Origin of the sequence: Desmospora profundinema, assembly GCF_031454155.1 — a bacterium.
GTDB lineage: Bacteria > Bacillota > Bacilli > Thermoactinomycetales > DSM-45169 > Desmospora > Desmospora profundinema.
This window is the reverse complement of record NZ_JAVDQG010000007.1, coordinates 51,518-67,673: the sequence shown is the minus strand read 5'-3', so window position 1 is coordinate 67,673 and position 16,156 is coordinate 51,518. Positions and strand designations below refer to the sequence as shown.

Below are 16,156 nucleotides of genomic sequence, written 5' to 3'. Positions count from 1 at the left end.
AAAGATTTTGATATAATGGTTAACGGAACCATAAGCATGAATAGGGGACTCGTAGTGGCAAAAATTAAATCAAAATTCGTCTGTCAGGAATGCGGTTACGAATCACCCAAGTGGATGGGGCGTTGTCCGGGTTGCGGTCAGTGGAACACCCTGGTGGAAGAAAGGGAGTCCCGTCATGCACCGGGACGTACCGGATCCGCCGGTTACGAGGGTCGAAAGCGGGAGGCCACCCCGATCACAGAGGTTGTCCAGCTGAAGCAGCCACGGGCCGATACTGGAATCAGGGAATTGAACCGAGTACTCGGCGGCGGGTTGGTGCCGGGTTCCCTGATCTTGGTGGGTGGCGATCCCGGGATTGGGAAATCGACGCTGTTGCTGCAGGCGACCCACCGCTTGGCCGGTCGGGACTTTCCCGTCCTCTATGTGTCCGGCGAGGAATCGACGGAACAGACGCGCCTTAGGGCGGATCGGCTGGGAGCGTTGGATCCCCGTCTGTTTGTGGCGGCGGAGACGGATCTGGAGTCGGTTATCGCCCTGGTGGAGGAGATTCAACCAAAGTTGTTGGTGGTCGACTCTATTCAAACCATCTATCAGTCCGATGTGACTTCCGCTCCGGGCAGTGTCGCCCAAGTTCGGGAGTGTACGGGGCGCTTGATGCGGTTGGCCAAAGGAAAAAACCTGGCGATCATCATTGTGGGTCACGTGACGAAGGAAGGGGCGATCGCCGGTCCCCGGATGTTGGAGCATATGGTGGATTGCGTCCTTTACTTTGAAGGGGAACGACATCACTCATACCGAGTGCTGCGGGCGGTCAAAAATCGGTTTGGTTCCACCAACGAAATTGGATTGTTTGAGATGGGTGCTCGGGGATTGGTAGAGGTGGAGAACCCATCGGAGATGTTCCTGTCGGAACGGCCTCACGGGGTGGCCGGATCTGCTGTCACTGCCAGCATGGAAGGGACACGGCCGGTATTGATCGAGTTACAGGCCTTGGTCTCCCCCACCAGTTTTGCCACACCGAAGCGGATGGCGCAAGGCTTGGATCACCATCGGGTGACGATGATCATGGCGGTATTGGAGAAGCGGTTGGGCATGTTTCTGCAAAATCAGGATGCTTATGTCAATGTTGTCGGAGGAGTGAAGCTGGATGAACCGGCTGTCGACCTGGCAGTAGCGGTTAGCTTGGCTTCCAGCTTTCGCGATCAATCCACCCGTCCCAAAGAGGTATTTATCGGAGAGGTGGGTTTGACTGGGGAAGTGCGAGGGGTAGCCCGACTGGAACAGCGGGTGGCTGAAGTGCGCAATATGGGCTTTAAACGAGCAGTGGTGCCTGCCAAGAACCGCCGGGGGTGGACACCGCCTCCCGACTTGGAGATCGGGTGGGTGGATACATTGGAAGAAGCGTTGGAAGTGGCGCTGGGAGGGTCAAATCGTTGAAAGAAGAGATAAGAAAAAACCACTTTGATCATGAAACGTTGCGGTTGGTCGCACCGGGAACGCTGTTCCGCGAGGGGCTGGACAACGTTTTGGGCGCCAAAACAGGGGCTCTTATCGTGGTGGGTTACGACGAAGGGGTACGGGAGCTGGTGGACGGCGGTTTTCACATTGACTGCCCCTTCGCCCCTGCATACTTATATGAATTGGCTAAAATGGACGGGGCCATCATCTTGTCCAATGACGGTCGTCGCATCTTGTACGCCAACGCCCAGCTGGTACCCAGTTCTTCCATCCCATCAACAGAGACAGGAATCCGGCATCGTACGGCTCAACGAACGGCGCGCCAGACAGGCAAGCTGGTCATCTCTATTTCCCAGCGGCGCAATGTCATCACCTTGTATCAGGGGAACAGCCGTTATGCGCTAAAAGATATCGGTGTCATTTTGACTAAAGCGAATCAGGCGATCCAGACACTTGAAAAGTACAAATCGGTGCTGGATCAGTCCATGACGAATCTGTCGGCATTGGAGTTTGAGGAGTTGGTCACCTTAAACGAGGTGGCTATGGTGATGCAGCGAATTGAGATGGTGCTGCGCATTAAAAGCGAAATCGAACGCTACATCAACGAATTGGGTACCGAAGGGCGATTGATCAGCATGCAGCTGGAAGAACTGGTGGTTCATGTGGAAGAAGAGGCCCACCGGGTGATTCGGGATTATTGCCGCGATCCCCACTGCCAGTCGCCGGAAAGCGTGCTGAGCCAACTGAACAAACTTTCCGCAGACGAGTTATTGGAACATGGTAACATCGTGCGTATTATGGGCTTCAGTGGCAACAATAATCTCCAAGAGGAAGCGGTGGCTCCCCGTGGGTACCGCATTCTGCATAAAATCCCCCGTCTGCCCGGACCGATCATCCAGAAGTTGATTGAGCGGCTCGGGTCGCTGCCGAAAATCATGATGGCTACCATTGAGGAATTGGATGAGGTGGAAGGGATCGGTGAGGTTCGTGCCCGTGCCATTAAAGAAGGGTTGAAGCGGATTCAGGAACAAGTCTTTATTGACAGACATATCTAAATTCCCTAGAATGAAAACACCATACTGTTAAATACTGAGAGGAGGAGATGATAACCCCCCGCCTGGCAGGCGGCACTTTTTCATTTTAACAGGAGGTTCCTCCCATGTTTGCAAGAGCATTGCCCAGCATTTTTACAGTCGGAAACTTGTTTTTGGGCATCATAGCGATGATTCTCGCGATTCAGGGTGAATGGAAATACGGTGCGATCATGGTGATCATCGGAATGTTTTTAGATGGACTGGATGGTCGGGTTGCCCGTATGTTGAATACGCAGAGTGAGTTCGGGAAAGAACTGGATTCCTTATCGGACGTGATCTCTTTTGGAGTTGCTCCCGCACTGATCATGTATACTTCTATCCTTCATGAATTGGGTATCCTCGGATGGGTCATCACCGCAGTCTTTCCCATTTGCGGGGCGCTCCGATTGGCCCGGTTCAACGTCCATCCCGGAATCCCTGGTTATTTCATCGGCTTGCCGATCACGGCAGCCGGCGGTGTTCTGGCCACGATGGCTCTCTACAGCAATACCGTATCCGGTCCGTTGTTTATGGTATTGGGGATGTTGTTCCTTTCGTATTTGATGGTAAGCAGAGTGAAATATCCAAACTTTAAAAGGCTGGGAATTCCTCGCAGTGCTTACTGGATTTCTCCGCTGATTATTATCGGCTTAGCTTGGTTGGCGGCTAAATTTCCGGAGGAATTCCCGAAAATTGTGTTTATCCCGCTGGCTCTGTATGCATTTTTCGGTGTAAAACGGAGCATTTCACGACGCCGGAAGCAAAATGCGGAAGAGCCGGTGGAGGAGTTGAAACCGTAAACAAAAACGAGCGCTTCATCCCAAATCGGGAGCGCTCGTTTTTTTGTGCAAATTGACATCTTTTTAGTCAAGAAACCCGTTAAAAAGATAGGTATGTTCTTTAAATGGATCAAATAAGCGGTTCATACGTACCGAAAGTGTCGGTTGTCTGGCGAACGGGTAGGATCAAAAGGGTTCGTAGCAGGCTGTTATTTTATTTTTTCTACAATTATTAGAAAAATGGGGAGGAGATTTTTGGTTGGAACGAGAAACCATGTAAGGAGGAATCCTTCCTGTACCGGCACTGCTTTTCCGGATGACGGATCGGTCAGCGAAGATTAAACACTCCAAGCGTGGACAGCTTTTTGCATTCCTTTTCAATCACTTCTTCCAAATGGATGTCCAACAAATTGCACATTGCTGTCAGGTAGAATAAATTTTTACCCATTTCGGCTTTGACTACATCAAGACAGTGGTCACATAAGCCGCCAGTCATATGGGTGTCCAGCGATTCCTTCACTTGGTCCAGATTCTGCTCTGGCTCAAAGGGTTGACGGGAAGCCTGAATTTCGATGCATCCGCATTCGGTGACGGCCTTCACTACAGCTCGGTTGACCCGGCTGTTGGATTCCTGATATTTGGAGGAAACATCCAGAACACTGCGGTGGCGAAGAAGCAAATCGGAAACCTGTCGCTGAAAGGTGCTTAAGCCTTGCGTATCCATTTCTTTCACCTCTTCCAGTTCCAAACCTGTTTACGCTTCATGGTTTGGTCGAAATGTCGGAAGCGACTGAAAATTTACCGCAAGATCATTATAGCCATGATTTGTAGAATGTGTCAATTTTCCAGTCGGAAGATAGGCCGACTACTCCGCTAGAAAAAACTATTGACGTATCTGGTTTCTATGTGCTAATATATTCAGTTTAAATTTATTGACATGACTCCTCGGTTGTGATATCTTGGAAAAAGGATATTGCCCTTGGAGGTGGGTTTTTTGTTCAATATCGGCGACAAAGTGGTCTACCCCATGCATGGAGCAGGCATTATCGAGTCCATCGAGGAAAAGGAAATTCTCGGCCTTTCCCAAAAGTACTATGTGATGCGGATGCCGATTGGGGATATGAAGGTGATGATCCCCATGTCCAAGGTGGAACATATCGGTTTGCGGGAAGTGGTTAGTGAAGAAACGATCACAGAAGTGATCGAGCGCCTGGGAGAGAAGGATCCGGATGTCTCGAATAATTGGAATAGACGATACCGGGCCAACCTGGACAAGATGAAAAGCGGCGATATCTATGATATGGCCGATGTGGTTCGTTGTTTAATGCTCCGCGACCGGGAAAAGGGGTTATCCACGGGGGAGCGTAAGATGTTGGACAATGCTCGCCAAATTTTGATCAGCGAATTGGTACTTGCGAAAGAGATGGATGAAAACCAGGCTTTCGGGCTGTTGGATGAAGTGATCTGTTCAGAAGAAAAGGCGTCCGGTTAAGGCTTTTCGGGGTGTGCGGGGGAACATTCCTCAACGACATGCAAACAACAGGGTTTTCATTTGAAGGGATTGTCTATAATGCTAATGAGGAGGTGAATGCCCCGTGTTAAAGAGATTTGTACAGATCGCTTTTGCCTTGATGGGAGCCACAATCGGGTATACATTGGGACCTCTTGCATTTGAGACGCTCAATCTGGAGATCCCAGCTCCCCCTTATATTGGAGCCGCTGTGGGGGCGCTCCTCCTGTATGTGGCGACCCTGTGGCTGTCCAAGCCAATTGTGCAATGGATCCAGTGGAGCGAAGAACGATTGATGAAAATTCCGGCCGTGGATATTTTGTTTGGAGCAGTGGGATTGATCTTCGGTCTTATCGTCGGATTCCTGATCGAACCTCCCTTGTCCGAACTGCCGATTCCCGGCGTTTCCTCGGTTCTTCCGTTTTTAGTATCCGGTATTTTGGGTTATCTGGGTTTCCGTGTCGGTTACAAGAAACGAGACGAACTGATGTCCGTCTTTTCGATGGGACGTCAAACCAAAGACAAGAAAAAGGATAAAGAAGCCCGAGAGGTGGAACATAAGATCCTGGACACCAGCGTCATTATTGACGGCCGAATTGCCGATATCTGTCGGACGGGCTTTTTGGAAGGAACACTGGTGATCCCCAGCTTTGTCCTGGAAGAGCTGCAACATATCGCCGATTCTTCCGATGTGTTAAAGCGGAACCGAGGGCGGCGTGGGTTGGACATTCTGAATAAAATCCAGAAGGAACTCAATATGCGAGTGTTAATCTATGAGGGCGATTTCGAAGAAGTGTCGGAAGTGGACACCAAGCTGGTTAAGTTGGCGAAGGTGCTTTCCGGTAAAGTGGTAACCAACGATTTCAACCTGAACAAGGTGTGTGAGCTGCAAGGGGTTAAGGTATTAAATATCAATGACTTGGCCAATGCGGTGAAACCCGTTGTTCTGCCGGGCGAAGAAATCAATGTTCAGGTCATTAAGGATGGAAAAGAACATGGGCAAGGTGTGGCATACTTAGATGATGGAACGATGATCGTCATTGAAGGCGGTCGTGAATACATCGGTGAACGGATTGACGTACTGGTCACCAGTGTGTTACAAACATCTGCAGGGAGAATGATTTTCGCCAAACCGAAATTGCTGGAAAAAGCGTTGTGAGCGCTTAAAAAACACCGAGAGCATGCCCGGCGACGGAATCCGCCGTCTCCGGGCTCTCTTGTGTTTGAAAGGGGATTGGTGTTGACTTGAGTGTGGGTGTAGTCATCCCTGCTGCCGGAAAAGGAAAGCGGATGGGAGCATCCGTCAGTAAACAGTTTCTCGATCTGTACGGCGAACCGATTTTGATTCGGACGTTGCGTGTGGTGTCCGATCACCCAGCGGTGACGCAAACGGTGGTGGTGGTAGGGCGTGAGGAACGCGCCCGGGTGGAATCGCTGCTCGCTCAACACGGATTTAACTCCAAGCGGGTACAGACGGTGATCGGGGGGAAGGAACGGCAACAAAGCGTGTTCGAGGGACTAAAAGCTCTCTCGACTAGGTGGGTCCTCGTCCACGATGCGGTTCGTCCTTTTATTACTCATGACCGTATCACCGCTCTGTTGACGGGAGCAGAAGAGACGGGTGCGGCGATCCTGGCGGTTCCGGTGAAGGATACGATCAAAGAAGTGGAAGAAGGAGTTGTTTCCCGCACCCTGGAGCGGAACCGCTTGTGGGCGGTCCAGACGCCCCAGGCTTTTCGCAGAGAACTCCTGCTACAGGCGCATCGTGCCGCGGACCAGACTGTCCTCGCGACGGATGACGCCATGCTGGTGGAATCGATGGGGGTTCCGGTACGGGTAGTGGAAGGGGATTATGCCAACATCAAACTGACAACAAAAGAAGATTGGGTGTTGGCGGAGGCAATCTGGAGAAAGAGGAGCTCAGAACAGTGAAGATCAAAGTGGGACAAGGCTTTGATGTCCATCGGTTTTCCCAAAATCGACCGTTGATCTTGGGCGGTGTGGAGATTCCCCACGACCGGGGATTGGCGGGTCATTCCGATGCCGATGTATTGTTGCATGCTATTTCCGATGCCATTTTGGGGGCGATCGGCCAAGGAGATATCGGCCGGCACTTCCCGGACACGGATCCGACCTATGAAGGAGCGGACAGTGCCGAATTGCTGCGGACCATCTGGGGGATGGTGGAGCAAGCGGGCTATCACATGGGAAATCTGGATGCCACAGTGATTACCCAGACACCCAAAATGGCCCCCCATATTCCGATGATCCGTGAACGCGTGGCCCAATTGGTAAAAGCGGATGTGACTGATGTCAATATCAAAGCGACCACAACCGAGCGCCTCGGTTTTACGGGGCGGGAAGAAGGAATTGCCGCGATGGCTGTTGTTTGTCTGGTTCGTGAGTGAGATAACCACACCTAAGGTCATCGGTAGAGTGTACGTTAGAATTTGTTTTCCAGGTGACTTTACCCCGTATAGCGAGACCTGGGAACGAGGTGACCGTGGCGAGACTTGTGCTCGATGAGTGCATGGAGCGAAGACGGAAAACAAATTCTGGAGCGGGTGATATCACGACGACTTACTAGAAAGAGGGGATGGTGCACATGACCAAACCGATTCGGACACGGTACGCACCCAGCCCGACGGGCCACCTGCACATTGGAGGGGCGCGGACCGCCCTGTTCAGTTATTTGTGGGCTCGCAAAAACGGGGGCTCCTTTGTTGTGCGTATCGAAGACACTGATGTGGAGCGAAACGTTGCCGATGCCGAGGAAAAACAATTGGCCGGCTTAAAGTGGCTGGGAATCGACTGGGATGAGAGCGTCGATGTGGGAGGCCCGTATGGCCCGTACCGTTCGATGGAGCGGGTAGAGATTTATCAACAATATGTCGATCAACTGTTGGAATCCGGCCTGGCCTACCGCTGCTACGCCACTTCGGAAGAGTTGGAAGCGGAGCGCCAGGAGCAGTTGGCGCGGGGAGAAGCCCCCAAATACAGTGGAAAGTACCGTGATCTCACGCTTGAACAAGAGCAGGCACTGAAAGCGGAAGGACGGGTGGCGTCCATTCGATTCCGTGTCCCTGAAGGGCGCACCATTACCATTGATGATGCCGTAAGGGGGAAGGTCTCCTTTGAGTCAGACGGCATCGGGGATTTTATCATCGTGCGTCCAGATGGACGTCCTACCTACAACTTTGCGGTAGTGGTAGACGATGCGCTGATGGAGATCACCCATGTGGTGCGGGCAGAGGAGCATCTGTCCAACACCCCGCGCCAAGTGCTCCTGTATGAAGCTCTCGGGTTTGAAGTTCCCGTATTCGCCCATGCTTCTCTCATCCTCAATCCGGAAGGGAAAAAGATGAGTAAGCGGGACGAGTCGATCATCCAATTTATCGACCAGTACCGAGAGCTCGGATACCTGCCTGAAGCCATGATCAATTTTCTCGTTCTCTTGGGCTGGGCTCCGGAAGGGGAGGAGAGGGAGCGGGAGTTGTTCACCAAAGAAGAACTGACCGGCCGTTTCTCTCTGGAGAGGGTGTCCAAAGCCCCCGCCGTCTTTGATACCGGCAAACTGAATTGGATGAACAACCATTACATTAAGGAATCCTCACTGGATCGGATTGTGGATCTGGCCTGGCCGCACCTGGAACAGGCGGGAAGGGTGTCCGCGGATCCGGACGAGCGGGAACGGGAATGGATCACCCGGCTGGTGGGGTTGTATCAGGAACAGTTGGATTATGTGGCTCAAATCGTCGATTTGACCGGGCTCTTCTTCCGGACGGAAGTGGAATACAGCGATGAAGCCCGTGAAGTTTTAAAAGGGGAACAAGTACGAGAAGTGTTTACTGCCTTTGCTAACGAACTGGAACAGGCAGGGGAGGCCGATGTAACGGCGGACGGGGTGAAGAAAATGCTGAAAGCCGTGCAAAAAGCCACCGGCCAGAAAGGAAAGCAGCTGTTTATGCCCGTGCGGGCAGCCGTAACGGGTCAAACCCATGGTCCCGACTTGCGGGAGACGATCGCACTTCTGGGGAAAGAGACCGTCGTCGATCGTTTGCGCCGTTTTTTGGGGAGTGTCTAAGGTCTGTCAGTCATACCCATCCGGGATCTCGTCCTACGGATGGTTTAGACACACCCTAGAGCCTGTCTGGTCATTCAATTTTCCGTAAAGATAAGGAAGGGGCGGTGTGGCTTTTGGTTCACCATTGCACTCATAGAGCACAAGTCTCGCCTGGGTCACTTTCGTTCCCGGGTCTCGCTATGCGCTTTTTGCAACGAAACGAAGACGACCACATCGCCTAACGGATGGTTCAGACAAGCCCTGCCATTCGGGTTGGGATTTGCTAAAGGGTGCCTGATCGGGTTATGATAGGGGAAACCATCGGATGAGCCGTCCACGCTGGCTGATCGATCCGTTACAGTCAAACGGGACGAAGCATATACCATGAATCGATGGAAGCGATGACCGGGAGAGTACGAGAGTAAGCCGTGCCCCAGAGAGGGATCCCCTGGCTGGAAGGATCCTGTGCGGTTGCTCTTCGGAAATGCACCCGTGAGCGGTATTTCCTGAAACTCATGATAGAGGTGTAAGGGATACCGGTGCCCGCCGTTATCGGGTCAAGAGGGCCGCTTGGAAAGCGGTCAAGCAGAGTGGGACCGCGGATGAAACCGTCTCTGCAGCTTTCGGGCTGCAGTTTTTTTATTTTCCAGGAAAGAGGGAGGCTCATGACGGAAAAGCGCACCAAGGAGAAGACAGAGGGGATCCGTTCCCTTCTAAAGTCCGATATAGAAGCTGTTTTTGACCGGGATCCGGCGGCGCGCAGCACGTTCGAAGTCGTTTTGACCTATTCGGGCCTGCATGCCGTCTGGCTTCATCGCTTTGCTCACTGGTTGTACCGTAAAAAACGATTCCTCCTCGCACGGATTATTTCCCAGATGAGCCGGTTTATCACCGGCATCGAGATTCATCCCGGCGCCCGGATCGGGCGGGGGTTGTTTATCGATCACGGGATGGGTGTCGTCATTGGGGAAACATGTGAAATCGGAGACCGAGTGACCATCTACCAAGGAGTCACCTTGGGCGGAACAGGCAAGGAGAAGGGAAAACGACACCCGACTGTGGAGGATGGAGTTCTGATCGCTTCCGGTGCCAAAGTGCTGGGGTCGATTCGAATCGGCCGCTGTTCCAAGATTGGAGCTGGTTCGGTCGTGTTACGAGAAGTGCCCCCGCATTCCACCGTAGTAGGCGTGCCCGGACGAGTGGTGGTGCAGGACGGAGTCCGCGTTTCCGACCGGACCGATTTGGATCAGGTGAATCTGCCGGACCCGGTAGCGGAAACACTACGTTCGTTCCAACAGGAAATCGAACGCTTGAACCGGGAAGTGCAAGATTTGGAACGAGAACTGAAAATGGTTCGAGAGGAGCAGGAAAACGATGTCATTGCGCGTATACAACACTCTGACTCGGGAACTTGAAACCTTCCAACCGTTGGAAGACGGAAAGGTTCGTATGTATGTATGCGGTCCAACGGTCTACAACTATATTCATATCGGGAACGCCCGTGTGTTCGTCTTTTTCGACGTGGTGCGCCGTTATTTGCAATATAAAGGGTTTGATGTGTCGTATATCCAGAATTTCACCGATGTCGATGATAAGTTGATCAAGAGAGCCCAAGAAGAAAACACGACTGTGCCGGAAATGGCGGAACGCTATATCCAAGCTTACTTTGAGGATATGGATGCACTCGGTGTGAAGCGGGCGGACATCCATCCACAGGCCACGGAACACATCGCTGAGATGCAGGAAGGAATCCTGCGACTGATCGAAACTGGATACGCTTACGAGGTGGACGGAGATGTCTATTATCGGACCCGGCAGAAGGACGATTACGGCAAACTTTCTCATCAGTCCCTGGAAGAGCTGAAATCCGGCGCTCGCGTGGAAGTAAACGATAAAAAGGAAAGCTCGATTGACTTTGCTTTGTGGAAACGGGCAAAGCCCGGTGAAATCGCTTGGGACAGCCCTTGGGGGAAAGGGCGCCCGGGCTGGCACATCGAATGCTCCGCCATGTCCCGGAAATACCTGGGCGATACCTTGGATATTCATGCGGGAGGGATGGATCTGTGCTTCCCCCATCACGAAAATGAAATCGCCCAGAGTGAGGCTTGGACTGAAAAACCGTTGGCCCGTTACTGGTTGCATAACGGCTATGTCAATATGGGCAATGAAAAAATGTCCAAATCCCTCGGAAATATTGCTACCGTTCGCGATCTCAGGCAAAACTATGAACCGCGGGCGCTTCGCTATTTCCTCCTGTCCGCCCATTACCGCAATCCCATTGCCTTCAGCCATGAATCGATCCGCCAGATCGAAAGCGGTCTGGAGCGCCTCGATACCGCTGTGGTCAACCTGCGCCACCGGTTGAAGAGTGTACTGGACGGCGAGGCGGATCCGGAAGTGAAGAAGGGTTTGACGGCCCTTGGCCAGCAGCTGGAGGCACAGATGGATGAGGATTTGAACGCGGCCAATGCAATCAGTGTTCTGCACGATTGGGCAGGGCTGGCTAACGACATTCTCTCCCGGCCGACAGTTTCAAGGGGAACGCTGCAAGCGTTACTGGAGTGGGTGAAGGAATATGGATCCGATCTCCTGGGTCTGGTGAACACGGCACAAGACGAGGATCTGGATACAGCAGTGGAAGCCCTGATCGAGGAGCGACAACAAGCGCGTGCCAAACGGGACTTCCAGCGTGCGGACACCATCCGCGACCAGTTGCAGGAGATGGGGATCATACTGGAAGACACCCCGCAGGGTGTGCGCTGGCGGAGGAAGTAAGGATGAAAACGTTGGAAGTCTGGATGAATCAGGTACCGGGGGCCAAGCGGGCGGAGGAGATGAATCCGCTCCTGTTGGCTTATCTGGGGGATGCCGTCTATGAGGTGTTTATTCGCTATCATCTGGTGGCGCAGGGAAAGGTGCGTCCCAATGAACTGCACGGGAAGGCGATTCAATATGTTTCCGCCGTATCCCAAGCGCGGGCCGTTCGTCGAATTGAACATCTATTGACGGAAGAGGAAAACGGAATCCTGCGCCGGGGGAGGAATGCAAAATCCGGCGGGGTTCCCAAGAATGCCAAAGCATCGGAATACCGAACCAGCACCGGTTTGGAAGCGCTGATCGGTTATTGGCATCTGAAAGGGGAGGCCGGCCGGCTTCGGGACATGATGGAACAAGTGATTCTTGCACTGGAAGAGGGCGAAGACGATGGAACGTGAATGGGTGATGGGGCGTCAGCCGGTACGGGAGGCGTTAGTTGCGGGACGGCAAACCGAAAAGTTGTTAGTGGCGGAGGGGGTACACAGAGGGAAGGGAGGAATCGGCCCCCTGATGGAGTTGGCAAAAGAGCAAGGCGTGCCGGTGCAGACCGTTCCCCGCCGCAAGCTGGATCAACTGGCCCAAGGCGGCAATCACCAGGGAGTGATGGCCCAGGTTGCTTCTCATGATTATGCGAGTGTGGAGGAGTTGTTCCGTCATGCGGAGGAACGGGGAGAAGCCCCTTTTTTTCTTTTGCTTGACGGCATCGAAGATCCTCATAACCTGGGTTCCATCCTGCGCACCGCCGATGCGGCTGGTGTCCATGGAGTGGTCATTCCCAAACGGCGTGCAGTGGGACTTACCCCCGTTGTAGCCAAAACATCCGCCGGTGCCGTCGAACATGTGCCTGTTGCACGGGTGACCAACCTGAATCGCCTGGCAGATCAACTGAAGGAACAGGGGGTCTGGTTGGTGGGGACCGATGCCGACGCCGTGGATGATTTTGGCTCCGTCGATTATCAAGTGCCCGTCGCCCTGGTCATCGGGAACGAAGGGAAAGGGATCAGTCATGTCTTGAAACAACGGTGCGATTTTTTAGTGCGTTTGCCGATGAAAGGACGCGTTTCTTCTCTTAACGCTTCGGTGGCTGCGGCGCTCTTCATGTACGAAGTGATGCGCCGGCGGGAAAGCGGCCGGGTGTGATCGATGGAGGAGTGGCTCATCGTGGACGGATACAACATTATCGGTGCCCACGAGTATTGGAAAACGCTTCCCTTGGAGGAAGCCCGAGTTCAGCTGATCGAACTTCTGTCGGAATATCAGGCCAGCTCCGGTCGCCGTGTCACCCTGGTCTTTGATGCCCATCGGACAGCGGGAGGGGAAAGCCGAGAAACGCTGGGCAACATCACGGTTCGTTACACCCGCGAGCATGAAACCGCTGATCAGTTGATTGAGCGGCTGGTCAAAAAAAACCGGGCTTCCGGCCGCCGCCTGTATGTGGCTACTTCCGATTATCTGGAGCAACGGATGATTTTCGGGCAGGGGGCGTATCGTCTTTCCGCCCGGGAATTGTTGCAAGAGATGAAAAATATGAAGAAGGAAGTCGCCAAACGGATCGACGAGGATAAACAGGGAAGAAAGAGAACCTTGGGGCAGGGATTGACCCAGGAAATTTTGGAACGGCTGGAATCGATACGTCGGAAAAAATAGGTGGAAATTTGACGTTTTTGTTTCAACTCAGATATAATAGGAGTATCCTGGTTTCCAGCCAACGGGTCGGAGGGATGAAGGTGAGCGTCAATCTTCAGTGGGGCACGGTTTTGAACTACGAAACGATGGCCGACGAAGAGCTGGTGGAGTCCGTGCGGGTGGGAGACGGTGCGGCACTGGAGCAATTGATTAACAAATACAAAAATTTTGTACGAGCCAAGGCCCGTTCGTATTTTTTGATCGGGGCTGACCATGAGGATATCGTACAGGAGGGGATGATTGGGCTTTATAAGGCGATCCGTGATTTTCGCGGCGACAAACTGGCTTCGTTCAAAGCGTTTGCCGAGCTGTGCATCACACGTCAGATCATTACTGCGATCAAGACGGCCACACGTCAGAAGCACATCCCGCTCAATTCCTACGTCTCCCTGGACAAGCCCATCTATGACGAAGATTCCGACCGGACATTGATGGACGTCCTAACCGGCGGTCGCGTGTCAGATCCCGAGGAGCTGTATATCAACCAAGAAGAATTTGATGACATCGAAGATAAAATGTCACAAATTTTGAGCGAATTGGAGCGGCAAGTGTTGATGCTGTATTTGGACGGGCGCTCCTATCAGGAAATCGCTGTTGACTTAAATCGCCATGTAAAATCGATCGATAATGCCCTGCAACGGGTAAAGCGGAAATTGGAACGCTACTTGGAAATACGAGAATTTACTCCGTAACGAAAATGCAGGAGGACTCCTTCGTTCGTTGCCGGGTAGGCTCCCTTTCCTAATAGTGGGAAAGAATCGACCCGACGGCAGGTTCCCTTTACATAGCGGGTCGGTGAAGGGGTTGTCATCCGGTTGTAGCTGAATCGGGGTCTTGTTCGTCTATAGAGGGGAAAAGGATCAGCAGGGGGGACCCTGTTTTTTTCTTTCCTTCCCATGGTTCCCGATTCGACAACAACCGTCAAAACCCTCCTTTTCTGGTGAAACATTTCACGTTGGTTTTAGGTTTTGCTTTATGCGTCTATAATGGAGAGATAACGGTCTGGGTTTCATTGACACCTCCAATCGCGTGTGATAAAGTAGTTTGGGTATTTTGTATTACGCCCGTGATTTGAGTCTGTGGATCGGTTTTGGACAAGGAGGTGTTGGGCATGCGGGTACTGGTGACGTTGGCCTGCACGGATTGCAAGGAGCGCAATTATTCGACCACCAAAAACAAACGGAAACATCCGGATCGGATGGAGTTCCGCAAGTTCTGCCCCCGCTGTAACGGGCATCGGGCGCATCGTGAAACCAAGTGATCGCATGATTGCGATTGATCTATCTCATGGGGGGAACGCACATGGGTTTTCTCGGCCGACTGGGCAGAAGCATCAAACGAAGCTTCATCGGTATGATCAACTTTTTTCGCGGCGTCGGAACGGAGCTGAAAAAGGTGAGTTGGCCCACTCGCCAGGAACTGTTCAAGTATACCCTGGTCGTGCTGGTGACCGTTACCCTGGTGACGCTCTTTATCACGTTGCTCGATCTGGGCATTGCGGAGCTGGTGAAAATGATCACCACTGCTTGAGGAGTGTGAGGCAAATTCGTCATAAGGGGGGACAGGGTGTTACACCCTGACGCATGGAGAAGAATTGGTATGTGGTCCACACGTATTCCGGCTACGAGAACAAGGTGAAAACGAACCTGGAAAAACGGGTCCACTCGATGGATATGCAGGATAAGATTTTCCGCGTACTCGTCCCAACAGAAGAGGAGATTGAAAACAAAGACGGGAAGCGGAAGACTGTTCAGCGCAAAGTTTTTCCGGGCTACGTCCTGGTCGAGATGGTGATGACCGACGACTCGTGGTACGTGGTGCGCAATACCCCGGGAGTGACCGGGTTTGTGGGTTCCGCGGGGTCAGGATCCAAACCGACTCCCCTTATGCCGGACGAAGTGCAGGCGATCCTCAACCAGATGGGGATGGAGGAAGCCCGGCCAAAAGTAGACTTCGCCATTGCTGAAAACGTCAAGGTGAAAGAAGGTCCCTTCGCCGATTTTGTCGGTGTGATCGAGGAAGTGGACGTCAATCGCCAGAAGCTGAAGGTGCTAGTAAACATGTTCGGTCGGGAAACCCCAGTGGAACTCGACTTCTTCCAAGTGGAAAAAGTTTGAGCCGCAAAGACCTTCCATTTGCATTCCCATTATGGTAAGGTAGACGTGTTTGGGTTTGACTGGCCTGGAAGATGTGCCACCTTCCCGGCAAGTACCCTTTTGTATCACCGTGGGAGGGTTTGACCCGAGGGAACCACATTTTTGAAGGGAGTTGGATGGTGTGGCCAAAAAAGTTTCGAAAGTTGTCAAGCTGCAGATTCCTGCCGGCAAAGCCAACCCGGCGCCGCCTGTCGGTCCCGCGTTGGGTCAAGCTGGCGTCAATATCATGGGCTTTTGTAAGGAGTTTAACGCCCGTACCTCCGACCAGGCAGGGTTGATTATTCCTGTGGAAATCACCGTGTATGAAGATCGTTCTTTCGACTTCATCACCAAAACCCCGCCGGCTGCCGTGCTGCTGAAGAAAGCCGCCGGGATCGAGAAGGCATCCGGGGAGCCCAATGTGAATAAAGTGGCCACCATCAAACGGGATAAAGTTCGTGAAATCGCCGAGCTGAAAATGCCCGATTTGAACGCCGCTGATGTGGAAGCTGCCATGCGGATGGTGGAAGGCACCGCCCGCAGCATGGGGATTGTCGTCGAAGACTGACGGCTGAAGATCGCATCAAAGGCCGCCACGGGCCTTTGATGCGAGTGGGAGGATCATCCGTTATTAC

Annotated in this window: 19 protein-coding genes and 1 other annotated feature; of the genes, 18 read left to right on the top strand and 1 reads right to left on the bottom strand. The window is 52.7% G+C overall.

Annotated features, from left to right (window positions below; translation table 11 throughout):
- The first annotated feature begins 54 nt into the window (after positions 1–54).
- The 3 genes from radA (at position 55) to pssA (ending at position 3,331) form a co-directional block, all read left to right on the top strand.
- Entirely contained in the window at positions 55–1,437 is a 1,383-nt protein-coding gene (gene radA / locus JOE21_RS14475; RefSeq protein ID WP_309867668.1) for a DNA repair protein RadA, read from the top strand.
- The gene (gene disA / locus JOE21_RS14470) at positions 1,434–2,513 is read left to right on the top strand and encodes a DNA integrity scanning diadenylate cyclase DisA (protein ID WP_309867665.1); all 1,080 of its coding nucleotides are present in this window, start codon (positions 1,434–1,436) and stop codon (positions 2,511–2,513) included. The genes radA and disA overlap by 4 nt, the downstream gene beginning before the upstream one ends.
- A 104-nt stretch (positions 2,514–2,617) precedes the next feature.
- Positions 2,618–3,331, top strand: coding sequence for a CDP-diacylglycerol--serine O-phosphatidyltransferase (gene pssA / locus JOE21_RS14465; protein ID WP_309867662.1), 714 nt, complete (start codon positions 2,618–2,620; stop codon positions 3,329–3,331).
- A 307-nt stretch (positions 3,332–3,638) separates the two neighbouring features.
- Here the strand turns inward: pssA and JOE21_RS14460 are convergent, their stop codons facing one another.
- A complete protein-coding gene (locus JOE21_RS14460; protein WP_309867659.1) occupies positions 3,639–4,034 on the bottom strand; it encodes a nucleoside triphosphate pyrophosphohydrolase family protein in 396 nt (131 codons plus the stop codon).
- A gap of 261 nt (positions 4,035–4,295) precedes the next feature.
- On the opposite strand from JOE21_RS14460, the gene JOE21_RS14455 reads away from it, so the two are divergent.
- The 15 genes from JOE21_RS14455 to rplK all read left to right on the top strand — a co-directional run bounded on the left by JOE21_RS14455 (position 4,296) and on the right by rplK (position 16,089).
- Positions 4,296–4,802, top strand: a complete 507-nt coding sequence (locus tag JOE21_RS14455; RefSeq protein ID WP_510183846.1) for a CarD family transcriptional regulator — start codon at positions 4,296–4,298, stop codon at positions 4,800–4,802.
- 103 nt (positions 4,803–4,905) lie between these two features.
- A complete protein-coding gene (locus JOE21_RS14450; protein WP_309867654.1) occupies positions 4,906–5,979 on the top strand; it encodes a PIN/TRAM domain-containing protein in 1,074 nt (357 codons plus the stop codon).
- Positions 5,980–6,065: 86 nt separating this feature from the next.
- Positions 6,066–6,752, top strand: coding sequence for a 2-C-methyl-D-erythritol 4-phosphate cytidylyltransferase (gene ispD / locus JOE21_RS14445; protein WP_309867652.1), 687 nt, complete (start codon positions 6,066–6,068; stop codon positions 6,750–6,752).
- Entirely contained in the window at positions 6,749–7,228 is a 480-nt protein-coding gene (ispF, locus tag JOE21_RS14440; RefSeq protein WP_309867650.1) for a 2-C-methyl-D-erythritol 2,4-cyclodiphosphate synthase, read from the top strand. Before ispD ends, ispF begins: the two co-directional genes overlap by 4 nt.
- A 197-nt stretch (positions 7,229–7,425) precedes the next feature.
- Entirely contained in the window at positions 7,426–8,904 is a 1,479-nt protein-coding gene (gene gltX, locus JOE21_RS14435) for a glutamate--tRNA ligase (protein WP_309867648.1), read from the top strand.
- Positions 8,905–9,275: 371 nt separating this feature from the next.
- Positions 9,276–9,502: a binding site (T-box leader), on the top strand.
- Positions 9,503–9,548: 46 nt separating this feature from the next.
- Positions 9,549–10,298: a serine O-acetyltransferase gene (gene cysE, locus JOE21_RS14430; protein ID WP_309867646.1), complete on the top strand. Its 750-nt coding sequence runs from the start codon at positions 9,549–9,551 to the stop codon at positions 10,296–10,298.
- Positions 10,258–11,658: a cysteine--tRNA ligase gene (cysS, locus tag JOE21_RS14425; RefSeq protein ID WP_309867643.1), complete on the top strand. Its 1,401-nt coding sequence runs from the start codon at positions 10,258–10,260 to the stop codon at positions 11,656–11,658. The genes cysE and cysS overlap by 41 nt, the downstream gene beginning before the upstream one ends.
- A gap of 2 nt (positions 11,659–11,660) precedes the next feature.
- The gene (locus JOE21_RS14420; protein WP_309867641.1) at positions 11,661–12,098 is read left to right on the top strand and encodes a Mini-ribonuclease 3; all 438 of its coding nucleotides are present in this window, start codon (positions 11,661–11,663) and stop codon (positions 12,096–12,098) included.
- Complete coding sequence (rlmB, locus tag JOE21_RS14415) at positions 12,088–12,840, top strand: 23S rRNA (guanosine(2251)-2'-O)-methyltransferase RlmB (RefSeq protein WP_309867639.1); 753 nt, start codon at positions 12,088–12,090, stop codon at positions 12,838–12,840. The genes JOE21_RS14420 and rlmB overlap by 11 nt, the downstream gene beginning before the upstream one ends.
- A 3-nt stretch (positions 12,841–12,843) precedes the next feature.
- On the top strand, positions 12,844–13,347 hold the full coding sequence (locus JOE21_RS14410; protein ID WP_309867636.1) for an NYN domain-containing protein: 504 nt from the start codon (positions 12,844–12,846) through the stop codon (positions 13,345–13,347).
- 74 nt (positions 13,348–13,421) lie between these two features.
- Positions 13,422–14,078 (top strand): RNA polymerase sporulation sigma factor SigH, encoded by a 657-nt coding sequence (sigH, locus tag JOE21_RS14405; protein WP_374709384.1) that lies wholly within the window; start codon positions 13,422–13,424, stop codon positions 14,076–14,078.
- Positions 14,079–14,497: 419 nt separating this feature from the next.
- Entirely contained in the window at positions 14,498–14,647 is a 150-nt protein-coding gene (gene rpmG / locus JOE21_RS14400; RefSeq protein ID WP_309867632.1) for a 50S ribosomal protein L33, read from the top strand.
- A 41-nt stretch (positions 14,648–14,688) separates the two neighbouring features.
- Positions 14,689–14,916, top strand: a complete 228-nt coding sequence (gene secE / locus JOE21_RS14395) for a preprotein translocase subunit SecE (protein WP_309867631.1) — start codon at positions 14,689–14,691, stop codon at positions 14,914–14,916.
- Between the two features lie 53 nt (positions 14,917–14,969).
- Positions 14,970–15,503, top strand: a complete 534-nt coding sequence (gene nusG, locus JOE21_RS14390) for a transcription termination/antitermination protein NusG (protein ID WP_309867630.1) — start codon at positions 14,970–14,972, stop codon at positions 15,501–15,503.
- 160 nt (positions 15,504–15,663) lie between these two features.
- A complete protein-coding gene (gene rplK, locus JOE21_RS14385; RefSeq protein WP_309867628.1) occupies positions 15,664–16,089 on the top strand; it encodes a 50S ribosomal protein L11 in 426 nt (141 codons plus the stop codon).
- Positions 16,090–16,156: the final 67 nt, after the last annotated feature.